Raw genomic sequence first — 26,498 nt, 5'->3', positions numbered from 1 at the left:
GCATGAACCGTACTAGTGCCAGTTAGCCAAATAGCCAAATCGGGATCAATACTGCCCACCAGCTCGAACGCATCGTTAACAATATCGAGTACATCCACGTTCAACACGCTATCCATATGAGAGACTCGATTCCGCAGCTCATGCAAATGAGCGACCCGCCAATATGTCTTCTCCCCATTCAAGTCCTCTATGTGCGGAAAAGCATTTATCACCGCGCCCGTCCACAATGTCATGCGGTTCCTATTCTCGGTCTTGAGTGGATCAGCGTCAGGTGCATGATTCGGTAAAATATCCTTCCACATGCCAAACATTGTGTGAGCAAGAACGTCATCATGTGTAACCTGCTGCCCGTGTCGAAAATGGTTAGCTGGGCGACGCCGGGCTGATTTTGTAGCAAGGTTTAAAGCCGATTTTCTCTTGCCTTCCGTTAAGCTACGTAAAGGGCTGGCAGGGTCGTGAAGCAACCAACTTGTCTGGTATCCCTTCTCCGTGTTGTTCCATATCTGCAGCTGCGCATCAATAGCATTGCGAAGAAACACTTCTGTCAAGCCCAACATCTCCTGAGTAGACGCAGCTAACTCAACACTCCAACGGTAAAGAGAAAGAGCTTTCTTTTCATTCCCGCCCGCCGCCGCCAAATACGGGGCAATGCGGGCTGTGCCCAAGGCACTAATAATTTTTCTCCTGTTAGAGCTCTTCATTTTTCCTATATTGCCAGATGACGCAGAACTAAATAGAGTTTACGGCAATACGACGATAGTTTTTCTAGGTATGTCTGACTGGAACATTTGCCGGTTTTCGGGGGCAAAAGTTGGGTATGCGCAAGTGGTTCCGCGGGGAGGGGACCCTGCTCGTCAGATTGTTGAACTAAAAGTGCAGTAGTCTATCGAATTTTTCCCCGATAGAACTAGCTGATTACGCGCAAACGCTCAGACCTAGAGAAAACGCTGTGTTTTGTTCACAGGGGTCAGCTGATTGCGGCATTGATGACCTTGTCGGCCGTGGTGTTCCTTTTAAAGAGAGGTAGGCCTAGTCGAAGAATCCCTCGCTGGTCTCCTGTTTGATACTGGGGTTGTTCGGTAGCATTGCAGAGTTTGAGTAGGTGCTTATTTTTGGGGGATAAGCCGAAGGGATTGAATAGGCGTGTTCCCGTTTTAGATTCTGGTCCAACTAAACAGGTATGGCGGTGGAATAGGGAAGGTATATCGAAGGCAGAAGTCGCACGTCATCTTAGAGCTGGCAGCACTTCTCTAAATCGGTAGCTTCGGAGGAAAATACCCCTGGTATGAAAAATCTGGAGTCGGAACATGGGGTTTGCCGGCTGCTGATGCAGAGGAGTGGAGAGTCCGCGCCTCCTCTTGTCATGAGGAGGCGCGGACTGTCGATGTCGAACTTTAATTGCGCCTTTCTTTCAATATTTTTCCAGGAAAGTACATTACAGAGACTATGATTGCGACTATCCCAGACGCTATTAAAAGAAAGGCAATGAGCCCATTTTCTGCGGTCAAACCGGTTAAATCTGCCTCGTTTACTGAAGCCGACATATAGCTATTGCCAAAGAAAATGAGGGCAGCTCCCGCTAGTAGAGTGCCAATGAATAGCGCGACGAACTTAGCCATTGTGTACTGCCTTTCCTACTTATGGGTTACAAAGTGCCCTCACTGTCGCAGCATAGCCGACATCTGGCCGCCAGCTTTCGAGGTTCCAAGGATTTTTTGCGCCTATGTTTGCAACATGGCACGAAAGCTGATTTTTCATACTGTTAGTGTGCAGATGAGGAGGCGTCTTTTGCTTGTACTCATTCCACATGCGCTCATGAAGGCGATTTGAACTTGCCATCATTCCCGGATATGTATCGCCACCATGATGGTAAACATGAACGCGGTCACCTTGCGGGGTGTGCGTAATATCAATCCTCGGGAAGTAGTTTGTGGTAGCAGCGTACGCAGGAGCCGCTAGTGTCACAGACATTGTGATTGCCATAGCTGCAACCGCTAATCTGCGGGGTATCTTCATTTTTGGTCTCCTTGGGGCTTGGAGCCCGTGTCGGGCTGACTTGGTTTCCGGAGTAAGTCATATAGTTATATATATGACTTAAGTTGCACGATATCCCCACCCGCCCGCGGGTTCAATAGGGGGTGTCTATCGGGGGAGATGTGTTGCCCTATGCCTGTGTTCGGCATAGGGCGTCTGCGGTCGTGTGGTGATGTCAAAAAAGTTAGCGGGGGTTCCGCTGTGGCGAGGTTGGCCTGCCAGGTCCGTGCGTAGTTGCTGGAGTAGATCGGTGGGCCGGGGCAATGCTGGACCATCCTTTTAGGGCGTTAATACGTGGTGCGTTATGTGTTGGGGTGTTGCTAGGTGCTCGTTGCTATTTAGTCGAAGGATGACCTTGTTAGTTCCCTGCTCAGGCTGGAGGTATGAGGGGTGCTATTCCTGCAGTTTGTGTTGGTGTTGACGTTTCTGGGTCGGGTGTTTTCCTGTTTTTCGGCAGTGTCCACCCCCCCGAATCTCCAAAAAAGTATAGCCCCTCTATACATTGATGATATAGGGGGGCTATACTATGCTTATGACTAAGCCAATGAAACGGCGCGACCTAGTGAGAAAGCTGACCAGAGCAGGATTTACATCAAGGGAAGGAAAAGGCGACCACGAGGTGTGGACACACACCTTGCTGCAACGCCCTGTTGTTATCACGCAAACCCGCGAAATATCCCCCGCAGTAACCCGCAATGCCCTCAAAGCAATAGCCAACGTAGAGCGCCTGAAAAAGGAGGAGAAATGAGCACCACAATCCACGTCACCGCTGAAAGATGGGAGAAAGGGTGGGATCTAATCCTGGACGAAGATAACGCAACCAGCGTCACTCACCTCAAAGACGCCGAACAACAGGTACGCGACTACCTCGACACCATTGAGCCAGCAATCGACCATAGCGATATTGACATCGATCTCACGGTTGACCTCGGGGGACTGCAAGACGATATTGCAATCGCTCGCAAAGAAACGCTTGAAGCCGCTCGCCAGCAGGAGCGTGCTGCAGCACAGCTCCGTAAAGCAGCTCACAGCCTGAAATCTAGGAACATTCCGGCTGCTGATGCAGCAGTGCTACTAGAGGTCAGCAAAGGCAGGGTTTACCAACTGCTTGCCCCAGCGCAGAAAACCCACTCCTGACAGATCTGCCACTCTTCCTTGTTGAGTCCAAGTCGGTGGTGTGGGGCCGGCACTGTCCAATGTGGACATGCGCCTGGAGACGCAGAGCAACATCAATGATCCGACTTTTCCCTAATCGCGCGCCTGAGATACCAGGCCATCGGTAATCTCCAAACGGGTCTGCGCCTCCAGGAGGTCACGGACGAAGGTTCGATAATCCACATCGGCAATAGGGCATTCCGCCAGGAAAGCTGCAGCTGCAATTGGAAGGCCGAAAACCTTTGCTTTCTTCGTAGCTGACAGCAGTGAGCGGATGGAGGGAGTCCAGCCAATGCCTCCATCGAGGCGACGCTGCTCCATGTCGTACTCCAGCCGGTAAGCAACAGCCAGGAAATCCGGGTGAGCTCCTAGCGCAGAAGCGGTCGCCAGGTCAGTTGGCACATCGAGCGTCACGTCAATGCGGTCGGCAATGGGCTCAATAATGCCGATACCTGTGTTCGGGTTAGCAGTGATGATGACAGAGAAGCCTTGAGCTGCCTTAATCGTTTGGTTTTCGGGACGGTCAACGACGGTGATTTCTCGTCGATAGTCGAGTACCGGCAAAAGGGCGGATTGCACAGTGTTGGAAGCCCAGGGGAAGTCATCGAGGATAAGGGCGGTGCCGGTTTCCATTGCAGTAACCAGCGGCCCGTCGTGCCACTGGAAGTCGCCAGGAGACCCTGGCACAGGTTTCCATTGGCCAACAAGGTCGGAGATAGTCATGCCATCGTGGCAGTTGACGGTAATAGGCTCATGGAGGGCAGCGTTGCATAGTGTTGTCTTGCCGGTTCCCGGAGGCCCCTGGAGTAGCACGGTCATGTTGTTGACATGGGCACGTCGGATCAGATCGACGTCACGAAGCTCGCCGATGTAGCGGGGCTGGTATTCGTCGTTGAAAACGGGCTCATCTGACGTTTCCGTCGCCGACTGTGGCTGGGGTGCTGTTTCCTCCAGGGCGGCTTCCTGCTCGCCTGGGGTGGCCATGCTGAGTTCCAGGCTGCGGATGTAGGTCGCGACATCGGCCGAGTTTCCGCCTGTTTCGTCGAGGATGCGCAGGAAACGCTGCATTAGGTTTTCTGGGCTGTCACCTTCGAGGTCATCCATTGGGAAAGCCACGGTGTGCAGGTACGACAGGCCATGCTGACGCTGATCGTTGTCGGACTCTTCGTGGATCTCGTCGGCGATGCGCTGCAGGGTGCGGAGTCGATGGGAGGAGTCCTCGGAGAGTCGGTAGAACTCGCAGTTGACGTCATCAAGGCTTCCCCAGATGTGGTAGCCACGGTCGGTCATAAAGTTGCAGTGGGAAACGGAAGTAGTGTCGAAGACATCAGAGGAAGGGATGAACCCGTATCCAAAAACGTGATGCATGGTGCTGTCGCTTTCTAGTGGTGGATTTTCTACGACCAACGTACAGACCTCATTAAGTCATGTGACCGCTTTCGCCGGGGGAGTGAAAAAGGCCAAGAGAAACAGGTGGTGTGCGACGATACGGAGCAAGAAAACACCATTGCACCCAAGGAGCCTTTTGCGATGACCGCCACTCGTGCCCAAGCCCCAATTCATCCGAGCTGGGAAAGAATCATTGCCCCGTCGCTGTCGGCAACAGTGCGTAGCCAGTTCGGTGTTGACCGCCAGGTATCTTTTTCCTCATCACCACTATCCCCTGACGCGGTGACAGTTCGACACCGCACCATCAACATTGATCCTCGGCTGCTCGTTGAGCGGCACGCCGAGGCGCCGCATGGTGCAGTGACCGATACGGCCACGCAGATTCGCCAACCGATGATGTTTGGCGCTTTGTTTGCCGCGCTGGCACCATTGCGGTTTTCTCCGTGGCGCACCGATACGTCCCTGCGGGATGCTGAAGACTCGGACGCATACGAGGCGGCAGTGTTTTGTGACCAGGTACGAGCTGAAGCGGAGTACGCGCGTTTCGCACCAATGGCACGACCCTTGTTTACCAGCTGGTATGGGCATGACCTGCATAGCTTCGCTCCGCACTACGGGGAGGTGTTGTGCGCGACCACGATGGGGGTCGGGTTGCGTTTTAAGGCAGGCCTTGTGGATGACCGTCATGTAGGACAGATCCCGCAGCTCCTAGAAAAAATCTGGGGCGATGACTTCGCGGCCATCGAGAAGCTGTGGGATGACGTGCTGACGGCACCGGATGCCCGAGGCGACATACTGGTGGAATGTGGTCGCCGGTGGGTGGAACTGGCCCAGCGTATCGAGGATGATGTGCTGCTTTCCGAACTGAAAGAGGAGCTTGCTCTGGTGGGTTATCGGTGCAAGTGGAATGCGACCGAGGATATGCGAGCCTTGCGCACCCTTTTTCCTCCTGTGGCGAAAAAACGCGGACGGAAGCCGGCGGCAACCACAATGCAGGAGTGGGCTCAGCTTCTTGACCCAACAGGGGACGTGACATCCGAGCGGTCCACCTCCTCCGCCGGTCTTCCGATCAACCGATACATCACATACCGGGACGCAAACCAGGCAGAGAAGAACCTCAGCCACAGACTTACTCTCGCGCTGAAAAAGGCTCGCTATCGCACCCCCCGCAACACCACTAATGCCAGCTCCATTCCTTCCGGGCGTCTCGATACACGCCAACTAGTGCAAGCCGCCGCACAACGAGCCGCGGGAGTAGAAATGACGGCAACACCGTGGCGAAAGCCATCACGCAAAACCGTTGACCAGCCAGGACTATCCTGTGCCGTCGTGTTCGATTCGTCGGCAACCACACGCATGTTCCGCAAGAACCTCGAATCGTCAACATGGGCGCTATCGCACGCAGTGGCCACCATCGGGGGCACAGTCTCGTGCTGGGGATTTGGCGGAGAATCATTCGAAACCATCCGGCCGGACACGACGCCTCGGCAAGTGCCCGTAGTCACCGACCCTGGAAGCCAGTCCAGCCACGGGCCCGCCAGCGTCGCCCGAGCTGCCGCAGCGGCCCGGCTTCTCGAATCCAGCGGAGCGCGGGTGCTCATTGTCTTCACAGATGGCGCCCTACCTGAGGGGGACATGGAAATAATTGATGAACAAATGCAGCGACTAGAAAACGACGGTGTGCGCTGTATTGCAGTTAAACTCGGGGTTTTTGGCCGAGAATTTCCCATTAGCCACGGGAAAGTCATCAACTGCAGTTCACCTGACGATCTCGACACGGCGATGCTCAGCGAAGTCATCAACGCCCTGGCAGAGCAATAAAACCAACGACGGCACTTCCTGATTGTGAAGCAATCGTCGGTAAGCGGGCATTGTTTACCATCTTCTGCAAACACCATGCTTCACAGCTGATAATTCGCATCGACAGGAGGTGTCTGCTTGCTATGGACAGTGCTTCGTTCCATATTGCGCATGACCCAATCGAATACCGAACTATTCACCCAGACACCGGGCATATTCCCCCGCTGATTACCCATGACGGGCACATTCATGCAGTGGGTACAGCACACGGGCGGACAATCCCAGTGGTCTGTTCGACTCGACCACCAGTATTCGATGTTTCCTTTGATCGAGTGTTGCCTGACCATATCCGCGTCTACGCCGACTACGCGGAGGATGTTCTCGCGGCAGTCTGCGGCCCGGACTACCAAGAGCGCCTGGCTCGCCTGTACGCCATCCAGCGGGAATACAACGACCTCGACGATGCGGAGAAGGACAAGCGCCGACTGGTTTTGCTAGACGAGTCCGACCGCATTAATGCCGAACTGACGTACTTGCGATCCGATTTCGCTCACCAGGCTCGCCTGGTGGCACAGGCCATTATCAACGACGCAGCAAAGAAAGACGGCAGTTGGGATGAACTTTCTGACCGTGAGCGTGAAGTACTCGACCGTGCCGCAACGAGCATCGCATCGGCGCCGGTAGGAATCGTGGATGAAATGCTGTTCGCCAACCCCAATGGCGAGCTATTCACCGGAAACCGTGGAGTGTGGCGTGCCAATGTTCCCCTTGTAGTCAATGATGGGGACTACTACCCGTACACCACCGTTCCCACGGTGTACTTCGAAGCGACACTCGTTATCGAAGGGCGGAAATACTCGGATAATGTCTCAGATCTCAACGCCCGCCACATCAGAGTAGACAGTGCCGACAACCTCCTCGAAGACCTTGACGCGCTAGGGGCCATTGCCAGCACAATTAGGCCGGTCACGCCCGTAGATGCTCTGTACCGAGATAGCTACGACGAGACTGTTCGCCAGCGATACGCAGCAAACCTGGCTGCATTTGGCGAGCACTAAACACGCATGAAACACCATCACCACGCCACACCACATTCACAGGAAGTTGAGAGCTAATGGTTTGCCGCGAAAATAAGGGCCGTAGTGCGCAGATGGCAGTTGTAAAGGCGCTGCAGCGCTACTACGGAGACAATGCCTTCCACGACGCTGAAGTGCAGTCCATGATCCACGAGATCAAGCACACCGGAGACGCACTGGATACTGAAGCGCCCGTCAGTGTAGATGAGCAACTACAGATGGTGCGGACACTTCGGGAGAGTCTGCGTAACGCAGAGTTTCTCAGTGACGCACAGAAGTACGCCAAATCGTCCGGCAAGCGAGGAAGCCGAGACGGCATCATCACTCGCCTTGACCTTGAAGAAAAGCGCCTCCTGTCAGGCAAGAACGAAAAGGGCGAACCTCTAACGAACGCCCAGATGAACACCGCCGCGAACATCTACGCCATGCAGCGGCTAGGAAATCTGCTGGAAAACGTCTCGCCGGCCAAAGAAAACTTCCTGGAAGTCAACGCCCGCCACCGCGGCATCTCCGTCGATGAAGCCCGCAAGGAATGGGACGAAATTGTCTCCCAGGACGGGCGGCGCAACCACCATTCCCAGATCCGCGACACCGAACGAAACGCACTGGCCACCGCAGGAATCGACCCCGCCACCCAGCACAACCTCGGCGTATCAGGTCGCTCTGTCCAGGCCATGCAGATCATGGAACAGCGCCGACAAAGCGCTATCGCCCAACTCGATTCGAAACCAGCAATCGACTCCTCACACGTTCTGCGTACTTTCGAACACCCCGGAAAAGGCGTGGTCAAGTGCGCCAAGTGCGGTCAGTTTGGGCACACCGAAGACGAGTGCCCAAACGCTGCCATGCTCGCTCAGCGAGAGAAACTGTCGGAAATCTACCATCGGTCATTTGAAATGATGGAAATCCACGAGCGCCTGGGCAACTATGCCAACAAACCGGCAGATAAGACTTTGGACGAATGGCTCCACACGGCCTACCCAGAGGATTTCCAGGACGGCAAAAGCGTCGAAGAATGGAAGCAGCAGCTCGATAGCCGTGTCGCCGATTTTGAAGCATCAGGCGGTTTCCTGCCAAAGATGAAGGCAGCCAAGCAGCTGGCCAAGGCCGATCATTCGTTGGAAGAACTCAACCGGAAGATTGATGCGAACAATAAGCCTGTGAGTTCCTTTGCCAAGTCACTTTCCTACAACCAGGACAGTGGCGTGGTGCTCATTGAGCGGCATCCAGACGCGGAAGGCAATGAGCGGCCTCCGCTGATTTTGCGCGCACAGCCACATGAAGTCACGGAGCTTCTTGCAGAAGCGCAGTCACGACCAGTAGGGGAGGTGTTCACCGAGTTTGCTGACAATGAGGCACACCAGTTTGCCAACGCGGAAGACGCTAACGCTGCACTGACGCTGTATCGCTGCCCGACGTGCGGGCAGTGGGCATCGTTTAATACGAGCCATCAGTGCCCTGTTCCTGGCGGTCACAGCGAGAAGCTGGATGCGATGAATCGCGCCGCGCGTATCGCTTACAACCGTAATCGGCGTGAAGAGCTGCGGAAGGGCCAGTTTGAGTTCAACGAGGTGGGACCGCAGACGATTGCTTTCGGCGCCATTAAGGCGTCGATGAAGCCGGGCGCCCTCAAGGGACGTGACACCGATGGTGTCATCCAGGATCTATCGCTTGCCTCGGGGCACATGCCGAAGGCTGCATTGGTCGAAAAAGAATTGTTCAACAACAAGATTGTGCAGGCACCCATCGCCATGAACTTCGTGGATGGCAAAGTCACCGGCATGGCAACCGTATGGGAAGAAATGGACACCGATGGGGAATACCGCCGCGTTCTCACTGACAAAGCCATCGGCAACAACCCTGGCCTGCGATGCGATTGCGACGAGTACAAAAAGCACGGCACTTGCCGACACACCAGCGCAGCTATGAACCGTCTCGCCCAGGCCTGGCGACCCGACAAGACAGCCAGCGATGCTCAGAAGTGGGCAGAAAAGAACAAGCGTTCCACGATTGTGACCTCGAAATATGTGCCAGGTGACACCATTGGCAACACTGCGGCACAGGACGCACGCCAGTACGCACCTACCCCAGGTCTGGGAACTGTCCGTGACCTGAAGCGCCACCGCATCGAGGCTGACATGCAACGCTTTATCGCCAACCGCGCCGCCGGGCAGGGCACCACAACGTTGATGACCCAGGGGCCGACCGACAGGGAAGGAAATCCTGTCGATTGGCCGACCACCTGGACGCCCACCACTCACGATGACGAGGGGCATCCGCGCAAGCAATCAGCCCTGGATAACGTCACCGATTTGACCAATGATGCGGCCGTGGCTGCTCGCATGAAGGATCTGTTTTCCACCACGCGGCGTACCGACCCGACAACAGGTAAGTCGTTTTCCATCCGAGCTCGTGTTGCCTCCACTATTTCCCCAGGCGGTATCTCTGTGCGGCTGCCGAAGAAACTCGATGAAGCCAGTCCTCAGCAGAAGAAGATCGCAGTAGAAGTGCTGGCCGACAAGCTCGGGCTAAACCCGACTGCTTATGGGCCCAAGGGCTTTTTCATCGCTTCAAACACTGCGACGTATGCCGAAAAGCTCGACCTGATTGCCGATACTCGTAATCCACGTATCCGAGGGCCGAAGCTGACATACCTGCCTTCTAAGGAGCAGAGAGACGCCGCAAAGGAAAATGCACTGGGCAACTACGCGCACACTGACACCCCACACGTTTAGGAAGCATGGCGCACAGAAAGGAGCTAAACCATGAGTAGCGCAGCAGTGGATGCCGCGATGGACGCTGCATTAGCGGACTCTCTGCAGGTAGCAGATGCTGAACAGCACCCGGTTGCCCCGGACAAGGGCCCGCTGACCGTTGAGCAAGCCGAAGAACTGGTAGAACGGGCGCTAGTTTCCGCCACAACGTTCGTGGAGACAATGCAGGAGATCCTGGATAGGAAGGCGTGGGAGCCACTGGGCTACCACTCGCCGCGGGAGTTTATTCGTGAGCGGTTTCAAAATCGCCTGCCCAACGCGCAAGGCAAGATGTATTCCGCTTCCTACGTGCGTCGCATGAGCAATGTTGCATGGATGATGTGGTCAATTGCAGAGAAAACTGGTGTTGATGCTTCTGACCTTGTGGTGCCAGACAAACTGCTAAAGCAGATCCCTGGTGGCGCAACTGGCGAGAACCATGAGCGCCTTTTGGATGCAATCGTCGCTCGATCTGAAGAGGCTGCAGAAGGCGGGGACGTGACACCTGACGATGTTCAGGCCGTCATTGACACGACGATGAAGGAAACCATCGACGAGGGCAAAGTTCCCGATCCACCTACAGACACCGGGTTCGCCCCGTGGGTATCCGAAGAAGACCTTGCCGCCGCCGAAGCCCCACAGCGCGGCCGCGCAGCCAAGGTCACCCAAAACGACCGCTACGGCACCACAAACGAAGAGCCCGACTGGCAAGACACGGTGGCGCCGAACGAGCAGAAATCAGGTCAACCACAGGCGCAAGCAGAGTTCGACAAGGCAGTGTCCGAACAGACAGGAGCTTTCGCGCCTGCTGGTCAGCCGAGCTTTGAGGAAACGCTTGCTCGCGCAGCCCAGGCCGACAACGCGGTAGAAAAAGTCGAGCAAGTAGCCGGATTCACACGCACGCTCGCGCAGTTATCCCCACAGGTCAATAAGAACCTGGATGCAGTAGTAGAAACCATCAATGTCGCAAAGAAAGCCATGCAGGCACTGTGCGACATCGCAGCCCAAGAGGGAGCCGAAGGCATCTTCGATTCCCTGGATGACACCGAGTTGGAGGAAGCGCAAAAGTCCGTCGAAGACGCCCTAGAGACGATGGACATGGTGCCAGCGATTGCCGCCGTACTTCAAGCAGTGCCCGAGGTGGATGATTCAATCATCGAAGGCGAGCGCCTTGCAGTGGCACAGAAAGCCGAAACTGTGCGAAAGGCGCGAGCAGAGCTGGAGGAAATGATCGACGAAATCGAGTTCTTGGCACTGTAGTGGCCACCTATGCGAGAAAAGCACCCCGCTAGCCATATCGCTGGTAAGGGTGCTTTTTCATGCAATGACCCGCCGGCGATTCCTTGTCGGAAACACTTGACTGTCCGATCTAAGAGTCGGTATATCCACCACCAAAACTGCAGCTAGAACTCTCGGCGATGACTTACGCATCCCCTGATGCCCCATCACTATCCGGCCAGATGGAAAACCCCTGGTGAGAACATAAATGCGTACTCAAAAACACCACCACGCACGAAGGGGACACCATCATGGGCAACACCGACTGGAACATTCCGCTGAACTTCTGCGGCAAGCACTTTGACCTCACTGTCAAAGTTGAGCGCTACCTGGAAGGAGGTCGCGTCGCCCTGCAGCTGACGCACCTCGAAGACGGCTGGGAAGAGTGCTTCACCACCTTGACCGTCAACAGCCCCGATATTTTCCTGGAGGACGAAGACCGCCAGGTCATTGTCAGCCACAACGTCGCCAAGGAAACCCTCAATGCCGTCATTGCATCTGGCTTCCTGGAGCCGGAGCCTGATGCGGCGGTACAGATGAACATGGCACGGGTTTTCGTCTACTCGCTGACGGATAAGGCGCTGGAGTGGGTTCAGGGCAAGCTGGAGGACGTGCCCGCGGTCTAGGCCGAAAATCGCCCTCGTGGGAGTATTCCTGCGAGGGCGATGCGTTCCCCAATCCCGTGACTGTCCGGTTTGGCGTAGGCGCTAAATTCCCTGGAAGTGGCCACTATCTCGGCAAGGTGACAGGCGTACTAATCCGGCCAGGTTGTCGGTAGCGGTTGAGACGCTGAGAGCACATCAGCCACCCACGAGATTCCTTTCAAGGAGGACATCATGGCCACTGCAACCGCATTCGAAGTCAAGCCCAACGCCCCAATGAAGACCGTCAACGTCGAAGTCGATAACGACGGCAGCATTACCTACGCCGAGCTTCAGAAGGCCACCAACGCCCGCCTGGTGGACGTTGTATCCCTTGAGACCAGCGTGGGTGCCCTGGACTTCTGGCTCGACGAGGAGGGCATGTTTGCCACAGCCCCCGAGGTCAACACTCAAGTCATGTGGCTGATGCACTCAGTAGGTGCTCCGCTCCATCAGTTCTACGTCGGCGATTGCCTTGTTACTACCGCTGATGACATGGGGCGTACTTTGCCTTTGAACGATGAGCAGATTCGCTTCTTGGAGAACCTGGCGCAGCAGTTCGATAAGCCGACGTTTGAGCACAACGTTTTGATGCCGATGATGCTGCAGCGCCAACTGTAGAAACCACGAGGGGCGGGTCATAATGACCTGCCCCTTTTTCTGCGTTCTGACCGTGACTGTCCGCCGCCAGGGCAGCGTAAAACACCAGGTGGAAGCCGTATTTAGGAAGGTGTTTGCGGTCGGCAATTCCGGCCAGGTCAACACTGCTGGTTGCGAAGATGAAATCAACAACAACGACCGCGAGACAGTCAAAGAAAAAGGGGACAGAAAATGAACACCTTTGAACGCGCACGAGAGATTCTGGAATACGGCGAAGAGGTCGGCAACGGCTCCTACGAGATGGCTAAGCAGCTGCTGGTTGCCGGAATCGTCTCCACCGATGACACCACCGTTGAGTTCGAAGTACAGCGCCAAACAGACGGTGAATGGGTGCCTGTGAGCCGTTTCGACAACGAACAGGACGCATTCAAGGACTTTGACGCAGAAGCCGCTCTCAGCCCTGATTCCGTGCTCCGACTGGTGCGACAGACCCGCGCAATTCACGAGATTGCAACAACGCACAACGGCAACAACGACGACGAGGAGTAAAAGACGATGCTGACCAAGAAACTCACGGTTGACCAGGTAAAGAAGCTCCAAGCCAACCCTGATAGCCCAGAAGCACGCCAGGCACTGCCAGAACTGATTAAGCACTTTCTCGACATGGAACACCGCGTGGCTGTTCTTGACAAAGAATGCGCCGATTCGATGCAGGACTACTTCACCGAGCGCACCGAGTACCTCAACGGTTACACGGACGCGACACAGCAGCTATGGGCATTGTTCACCAACCCAGTGGAAGCTGAGGTGAATGCCTAAGGGCAATAAAAAGCACTGGGGTGGCAGTACTGCCACCCCAGTGGGGAAGTCATGGGGCGGATAAATTATCCGCCGATAGCCTGCAGACTGTCCGCAATGGTTCGCCCCGAGCCAATCAGGAAAATCTCGTAGCCGACCATCAGAGTAAACAACCCCAGCAAGAACTGATCGGCCGTTCCATTAGCGGAGATGCGCAACGCGCCTGGAGCGCCGAAGTCCCACCAACGCTTGCCATTGACCGTGACTACGCCACCCAACATGGGTACGCCAGCTTTGGTGAGCCAGTCGCCGAAAATATGCGTCAGGACACCGACAGCGACCGCACAGCCGATAGCAGCCGGTGACGCGGAGGCTGGCACAAATTGCCACACAGCAAGGGCGATACCTAGAGATAGGGCAGAGATAGCAAGCCAGTCATTCTGCTTTGACCAGGAGGGGAACAGCCCACGAAGTCCCAGCCCAAGGAAGAAAAACAGCAGGGCTATCGTGGCGGTTTTCCCGCCGATGGCTACCAGCGCCGAGCACGCTAGTCCTGCGACGATAGCGAACCAGATGGTGTGCGTCGCTGTCCGGTGCCCGTTGCCGCAGTATTCGTCTTTTGGTGTGCGTGTGACATTGACCAGGGCTTGCGCTGAGTTTTCGACTAGATGCGAAAGGCCGATTGAGGCGGGGCCAAACGATCGAGACACTGTTGCTTGTGGACTATCGAGGTCGGGGAGGAGCGCTGCGCCGGCACCGATGCCGGCGAAAACGAATGCCTCAGCCGGGGACGTGACACCGCCCCAGGATGCAGGAATCAACTGGGCTACGGCAAGGCCGACAGCCGCGCCACTCATGGAATGCGTCGGGCCCATAACCATGACTACGCCACCCCGCCCGCATTGCTAACAGCCTGGATGATTTGCGGAATAAGGAAGACTGTCAGATCGGCGATGCCGTTGATAATTGACGCCAGTAGGGTCTGCAGGTCAAACCCATCAGGCATATCAGCTTCACCGATACCTTTAACGACGCCGATGACAACGAGAATGGAGACAATCGTCCCAAAGATCTTGGAAATGGCTTGCATATTAATTCAGCTCCTGCGCTGGAGCGCCTGGCACATCAGTTGCAACCTGGGGAATCTCCGGGAGATTGATGCTTTCAGGAGGAGGCAGTGTCTGCCCAAAATCACGCCCCTTGTCGATAACCGAATCAGTCTTTTCCCGCACGACGGAGAACCATTCCTCGCTGAACAATGGCTGATTATCGCCAGCCCATCGAGCAATCCCATAGGCCACCCCGAGCGCGACAACAATGGCCACGATCGAACTGAAAATGCGCATAGCGTTCCTACATTCATGTGGATGTTTTGTGGTGCTCGACCATTGTGGCACCAGCCCGCTTTCCGCAGGTAAAATAGGAAATCTAGTTTTGATGAGAGTAGGAGAGTAAGGCACGTGTTTGGCAAGCTTTTCCAGAAGAGAAAGAAGAAGGCTGACGATTCCCGCATCGCAGAGGAAGCCCCTCGCGTTGTGGAGGAAACTCCGCAGACCGCGGAGAAGAATTACCGCATCGTAGTAGTGAAGGAAGATCAAGCCAAGCTCCGAAAGAACGCAGTGAAATTCCTCAACGACCACGGTTTCGATATGGAAGATTTCACCGAAGAGCTCCTGAACCGCTCTAGAAGACTACTTAGGAACTTTAAGGTTGAAAATGCTTCTTCCTTGGATGAAAAACTGATCGTGGCGTTGCCCCCAAGCGGTTATGAAATCTATGGAGCTGTACATGTGAGCACGATGGGAAGCGCCGTTCAGGCGGTTTTTAAGAACCCAGGGTTTTCAGAGCAGGAAAAGATTGACTATTCCGAAGCTCTACTTCGTCGTATTTTGCTATCGAAGCTGGCCGTTGACTCTGCATATGGTGGGCAAGGTATTGGTCGTGCGCTCGTCGATAAAGCCATTGAATTTGCGAGGAATGGCGGGTACGAAGTCATTTGCGGCCAGATTGACACCGAAGTTGGAGACAACGACAAACTTACGAAGTTCTACAAGGACTGCGGATTCACCGTTGTCTCACCAAACATGAATCCTGTCCAAATGACGGGAGTGAAGAACATCCCAGTCGCCACCCAATACGAAGGCAACAAATTCTATCTAGAGCTGTAGGCACCAAGAAAACACGTGACTACGCGCGTAGTCGCCCCGGTCGGCCAGATCGTTTCAGCTCATTGACATGCTCAGGCAAGAACCAACAGCCCACCAAAGGAGCTTGCCCCAATGAGCACCAGCACCCTCGCCTTCATCGAAATCAACTACGCTCTTGTCGCCCTCGACGTGACCATCGACCCCGAGCGCGGTTCCGTCTCCTGGAAGACCTCAGACAAAACCACCGTCGTTGTTCACGACGATGCTATTTGGGAGCGCTGCAACAGCAGCAAGCTTCACGCTAGCTCGGGTGCGTCGGAAGCTCTCGCCAATGCCCTTCCAGGAGCTGAGGGGCTGACCATTGACTACCTGTTCAGCAAGTTGCATGAGGTCAATTCCCGCGTCTACCACTTCACCGACGCTGAACTTGATGCCATCGAGGGCAACCAGGAGTTAATGACCGCCACATACGACTACATTCGTAGTGAGAACGTCAACTGTGGCTATTCCCGAGATGACGTCGCTGACTGGACAGTGGAGTTCATCGCCAACCACATGCTCGACATGCGAACGAAGGTTGCCTAAGCCGAGATAGCCCAAAAAGGGGCGTATCGAAGGATGTTTCCTCTTCGATACGCCCCTGAATTTTGTCCTCTAATTTTCCACCTTAACCCAACGGGGTTCCACCCCGCCGTCACTATTCGTAATCTCTGTCCGGGCATATCCCAGCGTTTGCAAGTGCTCGCGCACCACATCCTTTGCGCCTCCGAGCGTGATGGAAGGATCCCACGGAGCAGGGCTCGTATCGTCCGGCAGGAACATCACCTGAGCCATATGGATGCCGTACTTCGGGTCACGTCCCCAGGAACGCCCCTTTGGTACGCCTTCAGACGGGAATCGTGTTCCGTGGTCAGAGTTGAGAATCTGCTCCGACTCGTACTGGTCAAGTGGCCCCACACCAAGGCGGAAGCCTAGCTGAGAACGAAGCTGCGTCGAGATAATCTTTGCATCCGGCTTCTGTGCCGCCGCAATGATGTTGACCTCCAAGGCTCGCCCCAGGCGGCCAATCTTCTCCAAGTCGGCGCGAGCTTCATCCTTGAGTTCCTCGATGTCTTTGTTCGCGCCTTTGGCCAGGAAATCAGCAATCTCGTCGAAGAAAAGAATGAGGCGCTTCGGTGCCGGTCCGTGCTCTTTTTCGAGCTCCGGGTACTCGGCGTACTTCTTCCGCAACTGCCCGAGGTTGCGTACCTGCAGGCGGTTGAGCAGTGACTGTCGCCGCTCCATTTCTGCGCGAGCCTGCGCGACAGCAGCAACGATCTCGGTGTCGGTCGCCGCGAACGTCTGGACGGAAGGAAACTCTGGCGTCCAGGTGAAGTCAGTGCGCTTCGGGTCGCAAACAATAAGCGAGATCAAATCCGGGTTGTAGAGGCCATAGAAAAGAACCAGCGACAGTGCGACAGACTTACCGCTACCAGTCTTGCCGCCAAACAGTGCGTGCGGAGTGCCGTTGAGATCCCACACGATTGTCCCGCCGCCCTTTTGTGGGCCGAAGTGGAAACGACCTTTGCGAGCCTCCTGCATGAGCTCCTTGAATTTTCCTTCGCCTGGCTGAGGGAAGGTAGCATATGGAGGCAGTGGAGCCACTGCCGTCATCTCCACGATTCCCTCAGCCGGCGACCACCGATAGCGCCAGTCGTTATCGGTGCTCAACGAATCCCAGTGCTGTTCAAACGCATCTTGGGTCTCCTGCTTGGTGACATCGACATCGCCGAAGTTCACCCGCGCGGTCTTCGGCAGAGCCTCGCCGCGGTCACTGAGATTGTCCTGCCAGGAAGTAATATCGCAGTCCACGAAGTTCCGGGAACTGCCGAACTTCGATTCGACCACGTTGCGCAGGCGACGCTCCGCCGCCTTGCGAAGCGCCAACTTTGACCGCGCAGGAACTGCGGCAATATCCAACGTTGTTTCCGCCCCGGTAGACGTCCAGTTATACAGCCACACAACCTTCGGGTACGCGGCTTTCATCGTGTCATCAAAGTTGGACTCGAAAGCATCCCGAGTACGCCGCGCAGCAAGATTGCGGGTGCTGAAGTCAATATGCAGCTTCTGCGGATGGTCAACAGGGAAACTGCTGTTCTCCAGCCACTTCGTTACGGTTACCACCGGGTCATCTGCGCGGCGATCATTGCCGCGAACCATGCCGATTACGTTGTCCTCGATCTTGCGGGTGGTGCGCTTACGCTTGGCCTCGGTCGATTGCCTGTCTGCTTGCTGCATGGTCAGCACGCCACTGTCCCATGAATACATCCACTCGCCGGGAGCCTTGATGCGCTTATCGAAGGTGCGCTCCACCTGGCTGCGAGCAGCCGGGTTGGAATCGTCGAAAGAACCGTAGTCAATCGCGATGGTCTGGGGAACCATAACCTGCAGGCCTGTGCGAGTTTCGACCTCTTGCCAGCCGTCGAAGGTGACATTGAAACCATCATCGACATTGCGAGCGTTGATTCCAAGCGTTGTGGCCACAACCGACAACGCCGACCGGACAAATGCTTGCCGCGTGACTTCCGGGCTGGAGTTAGAGACGAGCTTTCCGTGGCAGACCGCGGGTGACGGCCAATCGAAGACCCACGACATGCCCTCTGGTGCCCCAAGCGTATTGTCGATGGCCTGCTCTAGGGGAGCGTGGGCGAACACACTGTGGGAAGCAGGGCAGTCGCCGACCGTGAGCGTGAACTCTTCAATGGTGGACTTTGTGCCCCATTGGCGTACCTTGATGTGACGGTCTGGTGCGGCCGGTGAATTTGCAGTTGATCGGGGAAGCGCTGCTCGTTTTTGAATCTGTTCATAAAGCGTCAGGAGTCGTTTTCTGCGCTCCGGCATGATGATGGCAGCACGGCCAACGGTGAAGACAAAACCGATGGCGAGCGCAATTAATGCCCAGGTGCGCAGACTGGGGACTTTCCACATCACAGCTATAGCTGCGACCGCAAGGAAGACATGGATTACTGGCAGGGGAACCGGCCCGGCCCGGAAGTGGTCGGCGCGGAAAGTGAGGGCAATCCAGTCTTTAAAGAGCTGCTGTGAATGGCGGCGAGCAGCATCCTCAAAGGGGGATGGTCGGCGTCTGGCTTTAGCCATCAGTAGTTTTCCTCCAGGTCAGGCGGTGAAAAATGGATGTTGCTGGGCTTCACTGTAAGGGCAGGCCGCTTTCCTGCCGCGGGATTGCTGCGGTCGAGTAGGGGGAGGGGACGTGACACGCCTGTGCTCAGCTGGACTCCGCAGTCCCGGACGTCGGCCAGGCGGAAACCTGAGCTCGATAGCCTCGGCGATATGGAAATGATGATGAACAATAGCCTGGCCAATTCGATTAAAGACCGCGCCCGAGGATGTCTTCTCGGGCAATTTATCGGCGACTCACTAGGAAGCCTCGTCGAGTTCCTCCCCGCCAAAGCCATCGCCAAGCTGTACCCCAATGGCGTGCGAAACATGGCCAACGGTGGAACCTGGAACCTTATCGCCGGCCAGCCCACCGATGACTCACAGATGGCGATGATGCTCATCCGCGCACTAGAAAACACCGACACCTTCGACCCAAGCGTCGCATTCGCTAATTACCAGCACTGGCTATCGACAGCACCATTCGACATCGGACTGACGTGCCGAACAGGCCTAGCCGGAAAGCCAAACGCCCAGTCCCAATCCAACGGGGCACTCATGCGCGTTAGTCCACTGGGAGTCTTCGGAGCGCGAGACACTATCAGCCTGGAGCAGGCAATGGAGTTTGCACGCCAGGACGCAGAGCTGACCCACCCAAATCCGATCTGCGTTGATGCCAATGCCGTGTTTGTTGCCGGAATTGTCACCGCCATCGAGACCGGAAACACGACCCGAGTGCTCAGCGCGATGCTCTCCTCCGCGCAAACTGAAGAGGTGTACTCGGCAATCATCGCTGGTACACAAGGAAAAGTCGGACGATACTTCGGCCATATCGGCTGGGTGCTCCTGGCTCTATCCATCGCAGTCGAAAGCCTGCTGATTACCGACAGTGGCGAAGACGCACTCGTTCATGCAATCAACTACGGTGGCGACACTGATACCAACGCAGCTATCACTGGAGCATTGGTCGGTGCGGTCTACGGCGCTGACGGGTGGCCGAAAAAGTGGGTGAAGACTGTACTGGAATGCCGACCATCTGCAGGAAATCCCGAGGTAGTCCATCCGCTGCGCCCTGAGTTCTGGGCAACTGAACTGCTCAACCAGGCCGATCGGTTGGTCGGGTTTTCCTCGTAGCCCTCTAGCGCCAGGCTGACTACCGCTGTAGTCACAAGGCTAAGACTGTCCATTCATGGCCAGTCAGTGACAACAAGGGCATTAACATGCTGATATGGGTTTCTTCTCATCTCTCATTAACGGCTTAATGACGTCTAGGCAGCCCGCTTATGCCATCGTGGACACCGAAACAACGGGGTTTAGCGTCCGCCGCGATCGAATCGTTGAAATCGGCGTGGTAATTGTTGACCAACAATTCCGGGAGTGTGGACGCTGGGGGAGCCTAATTAATCCCGAAAAGGCAATCACGAACTCCGCAATCCACGGAATCACCGATGCAATGGTCGCGCAGGCCCCAACGTTCAAACAGGTCTTTTCAGAGTTCGCCAGCACCGTACATGGCTTGCATCTCATGGCGCATAATTCCCCTTATGACGCAAAGATGCTGTGCGCTGAAATCGACCGCTTTGGTGCTGAACTTGAAGGAGACGTAGTTCTGCCTTTCATCGACACAATTGATCTAGCGAAGCAATTGACCACTGGGCCGTACAACCTAGAGTCCTTAGCAAGAAGGTGCGGAGTCTTTAACCCAAATGCACATGCGGCAGTTGATGACGCTGCGACAACCGCAGCCGTCATGCGCGAGATTGGGGGCGAAAAGTTCGCCGAAACGATTGATGAGCAGGGGATAAGGTTCGATGCCCGACTAGTGGCTACATGGCACCTTGAATCTCGCCCCGCAGTACCTCGCTAAGCCCATATCGCCGGCGAACACATGGGGGAGCAGTCTCCTTGTGGGTTAGGTCTCTTTCTTCCACACGGTGACATTGGGCTTTTCGACAACCTCCGCGCCTCGCGCTCCGGCAGTGTGAGGCTCAATGAAAACCGGTTTGCGTAGCTTGCGGTCTTTTCCCCACGCCTGCTGGCGCCAATGACCGCGTACCCACCAGCGGGTCGTGGCCTTGCCGCGACTGCCTCCGCCTTTTCCACCTCGATGCTTACGTACTAGGGAACGCACGTTGACCTGAACGGTCGCCTTAGAGGATTGCCCAGGGCGCACGCCGGAGCGCTTCACGCGCATCTGAACCGGATTGGCTTCTTCCACCACTGTTGGCTGCGCCATGAGTAGCCACATTGCTCCCAACGCTCCGAGTAGCTGTTCGGATCCGGTGGCGTCAGAAGGAAAACCCTCGGCCACGACTAGTTCCACGTCGGACTCTTTTCCGAGCAGCGTCTGCACGTGTGTAGTGGTTGCGAACACTTCGTCCCACGGGATTCCTTCACGGAGAGGGGAAAGTGCGCCCCGTGCTTCTCCCAGGCGAGATAGCGCCCGAATTTTCACCATGTCACCAGTTCTTTTCCAAAAAATGGCGTCAATCGGCACTAGGTAACGCTGGTTGTTAATATCCCCGTTCCAGACAGCGGAAAACAAGGGCGTATCAAAGGCGACCAGACCACTTTGCGAGGGCATGATTTCCTCAGGCGACCACTGAGGGACAGTGCCCATCGTGTCTCGAATCATGGAGCAAAAATCGCGGGCAATCCACGTCAGTGGTGCTTCACGGAGCGCATCGGCCATTGCGTGAAAGTCGAGCGCGCTCGCGCCAGGAACCTTCTCCCTGGCGCGAGCCTCTGGTCTACCCCAAAATTCTGCGAGCTTTAGCCACGCGGTGACCTGCGCCTCGCGCAGGTACGGCAAATCGTAGGGACTCCATTTCTGCCTCACGACTAGCGCCCTTCGGTAATGATCCGACGCACCATCGACACATCAAGGCCTGCAGTCCGGGCGATTCTTTTTCGCTGGGCTCCAGCGCGCGCGGCGTCGATGATTGCCGCATTTCGGTGTGCGAGCGCTTCGGCGAGCTCATTCTTCGCCTGTTTGTATTTGGCGCACGCTTCTTCGAGGTCATCCAGCTCAGCAACGCCCATGTTGTCGTTGTCGATTTCTGCGCGAAGTGTATCGCGCAGTTCCGTGAAGTGTGCCTCGGAGAGCATGTCGCTTCCCCAGTCCCGGCTAGCCAATTCATCGGTGATGAATTGCTCGGCAGTAAAAGAGCTAATGCCTTCGGACTCGGTGAGCTTATTCTTCATCTCGGCAATGCTGATTGGCGTGGTTTCGGCGATCGAGATGTGCTTTGGCGACTCGTCTAGGACGGAAGAGGCAATCGCGATAGCAACGTCTGCGGTGTAGTCCGGGGTCTCGGGGGCTTCCTCTTCGTCATCAAGCGTGAAGCTGTCTGGTTCGGCCCAGTACACGTATGGCCAGTAGTCGGCAGCAAGATCGGCATTGCCCCAGCGGTCATTGTGGTCAATCAGCGCGTCAATGACCTCCCGCAGTGAACCAGTAAAGACATCTGTCTTGGCGGGATGGTTGTGGTGGTTGCAAGTTAGCGCGTAGGTGGTCATGGTGTTCCTCCTCGTGTGGTGTTAACGCAAGAATGCCAGCGTGAATACGGTAGCGCTACCGGGGTAGCGCTAAGGGGGGTAGTGGGGAGGCGGATGTGAATCAAGTGATGTTTTCGCTCAGCGCCGACTGTCCGATAAGGCGGTTGCTCCAGATACAAAAACGCCCTGCAAGAGCGGAATAACCGCATCTCACAGGGCATTACAGCCACGGAACACTACATTAAAGACCTCTTAGAAGGGCGGCTCTTCACCTCCCATGCCGGAACCGGCTGCCGGGGCAGACCCCCACGGGTCACTCTGTGGGGCACCGCCACCGAATCCGCCTCCGGCGTTGCTCTGCTGCGAGCCGCCGCCAAAGCCTCCATTCTGCGATGGCCTGCTGCCACCACTCTTTGCAGTGCGATTGACCTGGGCGGTAGCAAAACGAAGGGACGGCCCAATCTCGTCGGCCTCGATCTCAAAGACCGTGCGACGTTCGCCCTCGCGCGTCTCGTAAGAGCGCTGGCGAAGGTTGCCGTGAACAATCACGCGCATTCCCTTGGTTAGCGTCTCTGTGGCGTTTTCTGCCATCTCGCGCCACAGCTTGCAAGTCAAGAACAATCCTTCACCATCAACCCACTGGCCGTCACGATAGACACGTGGCGTGGATGCCACTCGAACGTTGACAACAGCCGTACCGCTGTTGGTGTACTTCAATTCAGGATCGGCAACGAGGTTGCCAATCAGCGTGATCGGGGTATCTCCTTGAGCCATGATAAAAATTCCTTTTCGTGTGAATGATGAAGTAGCTGCTAGGCAGCGTCATTCATGCTTTCCTGGTACTGGTTGCGGGCGAAATCAACAAACTGCTGCGGCTGGTCTTCCCACTGGCTGAGCATTTCCTCAAACTTCTCCGCCGGAATCTCGGCCGACTGGTAGGTGCCAAAGCAAGACACAAGCGCAGGGTTTAAGTGCGCCACGTGGCCACCCATATTGATTGCGACAATCAAATCATCCCAGCGCTTCCGCAGCTCCGGGCTGTCAGACAGCATCGGTGTGGATTCACGAGCATCTGCAGTTTCTGCATCCTTTGCCGGTTCCTTCTTCTCGGAAGTGTCACGTCCCTTCTTCGACAAAGAATCGCAGTACTCCGCGGTAAGCTCCACGGCCTCTGCAAACAGCTCAAACGCACGATTGCGAACCGCCACACTCCACTCCTGTGGCACCGACCCCTGCCCCGCAAATACTTCCGCAGGCAACGGCAACTCCGCCTCAACAACGTAAAACGCCCACTGGCACGCCTCGTCCCACGCCTTATCCATCCGGTCAAGACGCCCGCACATACGCGCCTGCACAGTATCGGCAACCCACAACAACGCCTTCGTCAGCAACGACTCAACTGATCGAACCGTATCCGTGCTGACCTCTCCAGCGCTGGCAGCCGACTGGGAAACAACCTCGTGAGCCTTCGAGCGCACGAGCCGCACATGAGTAACGGCATAGCTGCCAGGGTTGACCTCGCCGCGAGCCCCCCGCAGCATCCACGGCTTGTTCGTCGAACATGCCGGGGCACCGCGCATGGCCGTTAGCTGCTTTTCAATCCGTGCGATAGCCGCTTCCACATCGGCGCTCATACCCCCGGTGGGAACTTCCGATGCTGGGATAATGCAGCCAGCCGGAGAACCATCTGCCAACTTCGGAATGATGCAGCCCTGCGGGGGAACAGTGCCGTCGTAATTGCCTCGCACCGCACCCCACTTGAGCGGATTGGTGCGGCATTCTTCGCTGATAAGCGTGTGCTCTTCGTCGGCAAAACCCAGAACGGCAATCACCTTCGAGCAATTTCCACTGGTCGCATCTGTGGTTGCCTTGCCGTCAGGGTTATCGTTGCAGCCGCGCAGGGTGTTAATCGGTGTCGTAAAAGCAATGTAATCGCCAGCCCGGTTGCGGACTTTGCGGCGAATCTCAAAGGCAACATAGACAGGCCTCTGGGCTTCACGAGCAGCTTCTGCAAGCTGATGTAGGGGTGAGTCCGTCTTGCAGTTGCCATGAAAATCAAAGCTCAACGGCTTGCCGTTACGGGTTTCCACGCTGGAAGCGTCGAACGTTACGGAGACAAGATCGTCTTTGACATTGACACTCTTAATGAGCACGCTCGGGTACTCCGTGATGAAAGCCTCTGGGTGAACTCGGGCAGTCATCTCGTTGCTATTGACATGAATCTCAACGGGCTTACGTGAGGGGGCTGATTCGTAGGCAATGAAGCTGGTGTTGTGCTCGCTTCGTGTAAAAGCGCTCATGGTGTGTTCCTTTCGTCGGCTGGCTTCATCAAATCACTTGCCCGTTACCACCTGGCCGAACTCAAAAACACCCTGTCAACCTGCATAAACGAACGCACTGAAAACGCAAGGGAAGCGGACGAGTGTGACCATTGCCTGCATGACATCCATTCTGAACGTCAACGACCTGATTTCCTCCGGCACCCACAAATGGTGCCCAGAGTGCAAGGGCGCAATCATTGCGGTGACCAGTGACAAATGCTCTGCGTGTGCATCAGGATGGAAGCGCGCCACCATTGAAATTGGCCCCGCGAAAAGAGCCGCCCGCACCACCGCTCGAACCCCGCACCTTGACGCAGTTACCAGTCTCAAAAAGGAGCGGTTGGCTCAACTGTCCAATCTTCCCGATGGGCAATTATGGCTAGTAGTAAAGGGCAAACCCGTCACTCAAGGGTCAATGAAAGTCGCTAAGGGGCGGGTTATGCACTCCTCGGGCTCTGAGCTTCGACAGTGGCGCGACAGCATCACCAAAGAAGCACTCCGCGCTGTCGGATCGGACTGGGTGCCCCTCGATGTTCCGCTACGCCTAGAGGTCGTGTTGACAATCCCGCGGCCAAAGACGCTCAGTACTGATGCCTACGATTGCACAGACGGTTTTCCCCGTTGTGCTCCAATGGGCCCGCCCGATACTGACAAGCTATTGCGCGCAGTTCAGGATGCTTTTTCTCCGTTTCAGAAAAAGGAGGCGGGTAGGCGTTTTCAGATCGTCGCCGATGACTCACGATTTGTGGATTCCTGCGCGGTGAAAACCTACCCTGCGCCAGCACACACCCACCCGTGGGCGCTGACCCAACCTGGTGCTGTGATCCGCGTGAGTCCACTGGGAAACGGCCTGGCCCCCATGCCGCAATCATCGCTGAGCCGCCCAGATGCTCTCCCCGAAGCTCCTCGTAAACGCGCTGTTGAAATGGGGCTGGCATAAGTCTCATCACTCATCTCAGATTATTCCGGGTGCAAAAAATGCCCGGTGGAATGAACCACCGGGCATCAATTCCTAACAACGGCGAAACTTATGCGGCCTTCTTCTCCTTTGCCAGAACCTTGGCAACCTGCGCATTCCACAGGATGCCAAGCGTGTCGAGAGCATTGTCATCGACGCGGCCACGGAACGTCAGCTTCACTCGCAGCGTCGTATCGTCAGTGCGGCCGAGCGCTGTCAGTGTCGAGGAACTTCCCTGGAAGCCCTGAGGCGTCGTGGTGGATACGGTCTGAGCATAAATAACGCCGGTGTCAGCGAGCCCGTACTTCTCCCGCATATCAATCGGCATGTACTTGTGCGTCAACCTCACTGTCCGATCCTGCTGATTGAACTCCACCAGATCGCACCGTTCCAACCAGTCACGAACTGGGTTGTACTGCTCCTTTATCGGCGCATCTGAAATATCCACACGAATGTTGGCGTTGTACGCGGCTTGCACCAGCTCAGTACCAGACCACTTATGAGCCCCCTCGATAATCATGTTCTCCGCGGCGGCATGAAGTTCGCCACCCGGAACACACTCTGAGCGATTAAGAGCTGAAACGTCTTTCAGTTCGTCCAATTTCTCTGGCGGTTTCGTTTCCTGCTGCTTCCAACCAATAAACGGCGGTGCTGGCAAGTCTCCATCATTCAGCTGCACCAAATAGTCGTTGTAGGCTTCCTTATCCAACGGTCGGAGGTAAAAGAACCCCGCAACTAGGGCACCAACCAGCGCAATTGCCACAACAGTGACACCGACAGTGGCCCCGCGTCCCCCTCTCGATGTCACACCTTCCCACCACATCCGAAGCGATGACGGGGCAGACCGCAGTTTCTCAGTTGTTGCAGGCATCAGTTTTCTCCTTGAGCGTCCTT

The 26,498-nt window shown here is 55.9% G+C and carries 29 protein-coding genes; 16 read left to right on the top strand and 13 right to left on the bottom strand.

From position 1 onward, the window contains the following. The 3 genes from CRD18_RS10905 to CRD18_RS11240 form a co-directional block, all read right to left on the bottom strand. A partial coding sequence (locus tag CRD18_RS10905) for a hypothetical protein (protein WP_187406777.1) occupies positions 1 to 701 on the bottom strand: 701 nt, incomplete at its 3' end. 693 nt (positions 702 to 1,394) lie between these two features. Further along, positions 1,395 to 1,619 (bottom strand): hypothetical protein, encoded by a 225-nt coding sequence (locus tag CRD18_RS10900; RefSeq protein ID WP_147739852.1) that lies wholly within the window; start codon positions 1,617 to 1,619, stop codon positions 1,395 to 1,397. Between the two features lie 19 nt (positions 1,620 to 1,638). Beyond that, a complete protein-coding gene (locus tag CRD18_RS11240; protein ID WP_370551066.1) occupies positions 1,639 to 1,839 on the bottom strand; it encodes a DUF2599 domain-containing protein in 201 nt (66 codons plus the stop codon). 727 nt (positions 1,840 to 2,566) lie between these two features. Here CRD18_RS11240 and CRD18_RS10890 point away from each other — a divergent pair. Then, positions 2,567 to 2,782 (top strand): type II toxin-antitoxin system HicA family toxin, encoded by a 216-nt coding sequence (locus tag CRD18_RS10890; protein WP_147739850.1) that lies wholly within the window; start codon positions 2,567 to 2,569, stop codon positions 2,780 to 2,782. Further along, positions 2,779 to 3,171 carry an antitoxin HicB gene (locus tag CRD18_RS10885; RefSeq protein WP_187406775.1) on the top strand — a complete coding sequence of 131 codons (393 nt, stop codon included), beginning with the start codon at positions 2,779 to 2,781 and terminating at the stop codon, positions 3,169 to 3,171. Before CRD18_RS10890 ends, CRD18_RS10885 begins: the two co-directional genes overlap by 4 nt. A 111-nt stretch (positions 3,172 to 3,282) precedes the next feature. Here the strand turns inward: CRD18_RS10885 and CRD18_RS10880 are convergent, their stop codons facing one another. Beyond that, entirely contained in the window at positions 3,283 to 4,557 is a 1,275-nt protein-coding gene (locus CRD18_RS10880; protein ID WP_187406774.1) for an AAA family ATPase, read from the bottom strand. A gap of 162 nt (positions 4,558 to 4,719) precedes the next feature. Between CRD18_RS10880 and CRD18_RS10875 the strand changes: the two genes are divergently transcribed. From CRD18_RS10875 to CRD18_RS10835, 9 genes are all read left to right on the top strand, one after another. Beyond that, the gene (locus tag CRD18_RS10875; protein ID WP_187406773.1) at positions 4,720 to 6,399 is read left to right on the top strand and encodes a hypothetical protein; all 1,680 of its coding nucleotides are present in this window, start codon (positions 4,720 to 4,722) and stop codon (positions 6,397 to 6,399) included. Positions 6,400 to 6,521: 122 nt separating this feature from the next. Next, positions 6,522 to 7,436 (top strand): hypothetical protein, encoded by a 915-nt coding sequence (locus CRD18_RS10870; RefSeq protein WP_187406772.1) that lies wholly within the window; start codon positions 6,522 to 6,524, stop codon positions 7,434 to 7,436. Positions 7,437 to 7,528: 92 nt separating this feature from the next. After that, positions 7,529 to 10,189 carry a hypothetical protein gene (locus tag CRD18_RS10865; RefSeq protein ID WP_187406771.1) on the top strand — a complete coding sequence of 887 codons (2,661 nt, stop codon included), beginning with the start codon at positions 7,529 to 7,531 and terminating at the stop codon, positions 10,187 to 10,189. Positions 10,190 to 10,219: 30 nt separating this feature from the next. After that, positions 10,220 to 11,467 carry a hypothetical protein gene (locus CRD18_RS10860; RefSeq protein WP_187406770.1) on the top strand — a complete coding sequence of 416 codons (1,248 nt, stop codon included), beginning with the start codon at positions 10,220 to 10,222 and terminating at the stop codon, positions 11,465 to 11,467. A gap of 269 nt (positions 11,468 to 11,736) precedes the next feature. Beyond that, on the top strand, positions 11,737 to 12,111 hold the full coding sequence (locus CRD18_RS10855; RefSeq protein ID WP_187406769.1) for a hypothetical protein: 375 nt from the start codon (positions 11,737 to 11,739) through the stop codon (positions 12,109 to 12,111). Between the two features lie 210 nt (positions 12,112 to 12,321). Continuing rightward, a complete protein-coding gene (locus tag CRD18_RS10850; RefSeq protein WP_187406768.1) occupies positions 12,322 to 12,747 on the top strand; it encodes a DUF3846 domain-containing protein in 426 nt (141 codons plus the stop codon). A gap of 22 nt (positions 12,748 to 12,769) precedes the next feature. After that, positions 12,770 to 12,961, top strand: coding sequence for a hypothetical protein (locus CRD18_RS10845; protein WP_187406767.1), 192 nt, complete (start codon positions 12,770 to 12,772; stop codon positions 12,959 to 12,961). Further along, entirely contained in the window at positions 12,958 to 13,275 is a 318-nt protein-coding gene (locus tag CRD18_RS10840) for a hypothetical protein (protein WP_187406766.1), read from the top strand. Before CRD18_RS10845 ends, CRD18_RS10840 begins: the two co-directional genes overlap by 4 nt. Positions 13,276 to 13,281: 6 nt before the next feature. Continuing rightward, entirely contained in the window at positions 13,282 to 13,545 is a 264-nt protein-coding gene (locus CRD18_RS10835; RefSeq protein WP_187406765.1) for a hypothetical protein, read from the top strand. A gap of 65 nt (positions 13,546 to 13,610) precedes the next feature. Here the strand turns inward: CRD18_RS10835 and CRD18_RS10830 are convergent, their stop codons facing one another. The 3 genes from CRD18_RS10830 to CRD18_RS10820 are packed head-to-tail and all read right to left on the bottom strand — an operon-like array spanning position 13,611 to position 14,870. Then, positions 13,611 to 14,405, bottom strand: a complete 795-nt coding sequence (locus tag CRD18_RS10830) for a metal-dependent hydrolase (RefSeq protein WP_187406764.1) — start codon at positions 14,403 to 14,405, stop codon at positions 13,611 to 13,613. A gap of 2 nt (positions 14,406 to 14,407) precedes the next feature. Next, complete coding sequence (locus CRD18_RS10825; protein WP_147739835.1) at positions 14,408 to 14,614, bottom strand: hypothetical protein; 207 nt, start codon at positions 14,612 to 14,614, stop codon at positions 14,408 to 14,410. Between the two features lies 1 nt (position 14,615). Beyond that, on the bottom strand, positions 14,616 to 14,870 hold the full coding sequence (locus CRD18_RS10820) for a hypothetical protein (protein ID WP_187406763.1): 255 nt from the start codon (positions 14,868 to 14,870) through the stop codon (positions 14,616 to 14,618). Positions 14,871 to 14,984: 114 nt separating this feature from the next. Between CRD18_RS10820 and CRD18_RS10815 the strand changes: the two genes are divergently transcribed. Both CRD18_RS10815 and CRD18_RS10810 read left to right on the top strand, forming a co-directional pair. Next, a complete protein-coding gene (locus CRD18_RS10815) occupies positions 14,985 to 15,692 on the top strand; it encodes an N-acetyltransferase (protein ID WP_187406762.1) in 708 nt (235 codons plus the stop codon). A gap of 111 nt (positions 15,693 to 15,803) precedes the next feature. After that, on the top strand, positions 15,804 to 16,256 hold the full coding sequence (locus CRD18_RS10810; protein WP_187406761.1) for a hypothetical protein: 453 nt from the start codon (positions 15,804 to 15,806) through the stop codon (positions 16,254 to 16,256). 69 nt (positions 16,257 to 16,325) lie between these two features. Here the strand turns inward: CRD18_RS10810 and CRD18_RS10805 are convergent, their stop codons facing one another. After that, entirely contained in the window at positions 16,326 to 18,809 is a 2,484-nt protein-coding gene (locus CRD18_RS10805; protein ID WP_187406760.1) for an FtsK/SpoIIIE domain-containing protein, read from the bottom strand. A gap of 123 nt (positions 18,810 to 18,932) precedes the next feature. On the opposite strand from CRD18_RS10805, the gene CRD18_RS10800 reads away from it, so the two are divergent. Further along, positions 18,933 to 19,961 (top strand): ADP-ribosylglycohydrolase family protein, encoded by a 1,029-nt coding sequence (locus tag CRD18_RS10800; RefSeq protein WP_187406759.1) that lies wholly within the window; start codon positions 18,933 to 18,935, stop codon positions 19,959 to 19,961. 94 nt (positions 19,962 to 20,055) lie between these two features. After that, a complete protein-coding gene (locus tag CRD18_RS10795; protein ID WP_187406758.1) occupies positions 20,056 to 20,694 on the top strand; it encodes a PolC-type DNA polymerase III in 639 nt (212 codons plus the stop codon). A 45-nt stretch (positions 20,695 to 20,739) separates the two neighbouring features. Here CRD18_RS10795 and CRD18_RS10790 read toward each other — a convergent pair whose 3' ends face one another. The 4 genes from CRD18_RS10790 to CRD18_RS10775 form a co-directional block, all read right to left on the bottom strand. Beyond that, positions 20,740 to 21,666, bottom strand: coding sequence for a hypothetical protein (locus CRD18_RS10790; protein WP_187406757.1), 927 nt, complete (start codon positions 21,664 to 21,666; stop codon positions 20,740 to 20,742). 2 nt (positions 21,667 to 21,668) lie between these two features. Next, positions 21,669 to 22,346, bottom strand: a complete 678-nt coding sequence (locus CRD18_RS10785) for a hypothetical protein (RefSeq protein ID WP_187406756.1) — start codon at positions 22,344 to 22,346, stop codon at positions 21,669 to 21,671. A 231-nt stretch (positions 22,347 to 22,577) separates the two neighbouring features. Next, positions 22,578 to 23,099 (bottom strand): single-stranded DNA-binding protein, encoded by a 522-nt coding sequence (locus CRD18_RS10780; protein WP_187406755.1) that lies wholly within the window; start codon positions 23,097 to 23,099, stop codon positions 22,578 to 22,580. A gap of 38 nt (positions 23,100 to 23,137) precedes the next feature. Continuing rightward, complete coding sequence (locus CRD18_RS10775) at positions 23,138 to 24,625, bottom strand: hypothetical protein (RefSeq protein ID WP_187406754.1); 1,488 nt, start codon at positions 24,623 to 24,625, stop codon at positions 23,138 to 23,140. A gap of 139 nt (positions 24,626 to 24,764) precedes the next feature. Between CRD18_RS10775 and CRD18_RS10770 the strand changes: the two genes are divergently transcribed. Further along, positions 24,765 to 25,586 carry a RusA family crossover junction endodeoxyribonuclease gene (locus CRD18_RS10770; RefSeq protein WP_187406753.1) on the top strand — a complete coding sequence of 274 codons (822 nt, stop codon included), beginning with the start codon at positions 24,765 to 24,767 and terminating at the stop codon, positions 25,584 to 25,586. Between the two features lie 88 nt (positions 25,587 to 25,674). On the opposite strand, the gene CRD18_RS10765 is transcribed toward CRD18_RS10770, so the two are convergent. Further along, a complete protein-coding gene (locus tag CRD18_RS10765; RefSeq protein ID WP_187406752.1) occupies positions 25,675 to 26,475 on the bottom strand; it encodes a hypothetical protein in 801 nt (266 codons plus the stop codon). Between the last annotated feature and the right edge of the window lie 23 nt (positions 26,476 to 26,498).

Source organism: Corynebacterium sp. LK31 (assembly GCF_014335015.1).
GTDB lineage: Bacteria > Actinomycetota > Actinomycetes > Mycobacteriales > Mycobacteriaceae > Corynebacterium > Corynebacterium jeikeium_D.
The sequence above is the reverse complement of the archived record's forward strand: the minus strand, read 5'-3'. Positions and strand labels throughout refer to the sequence as shown.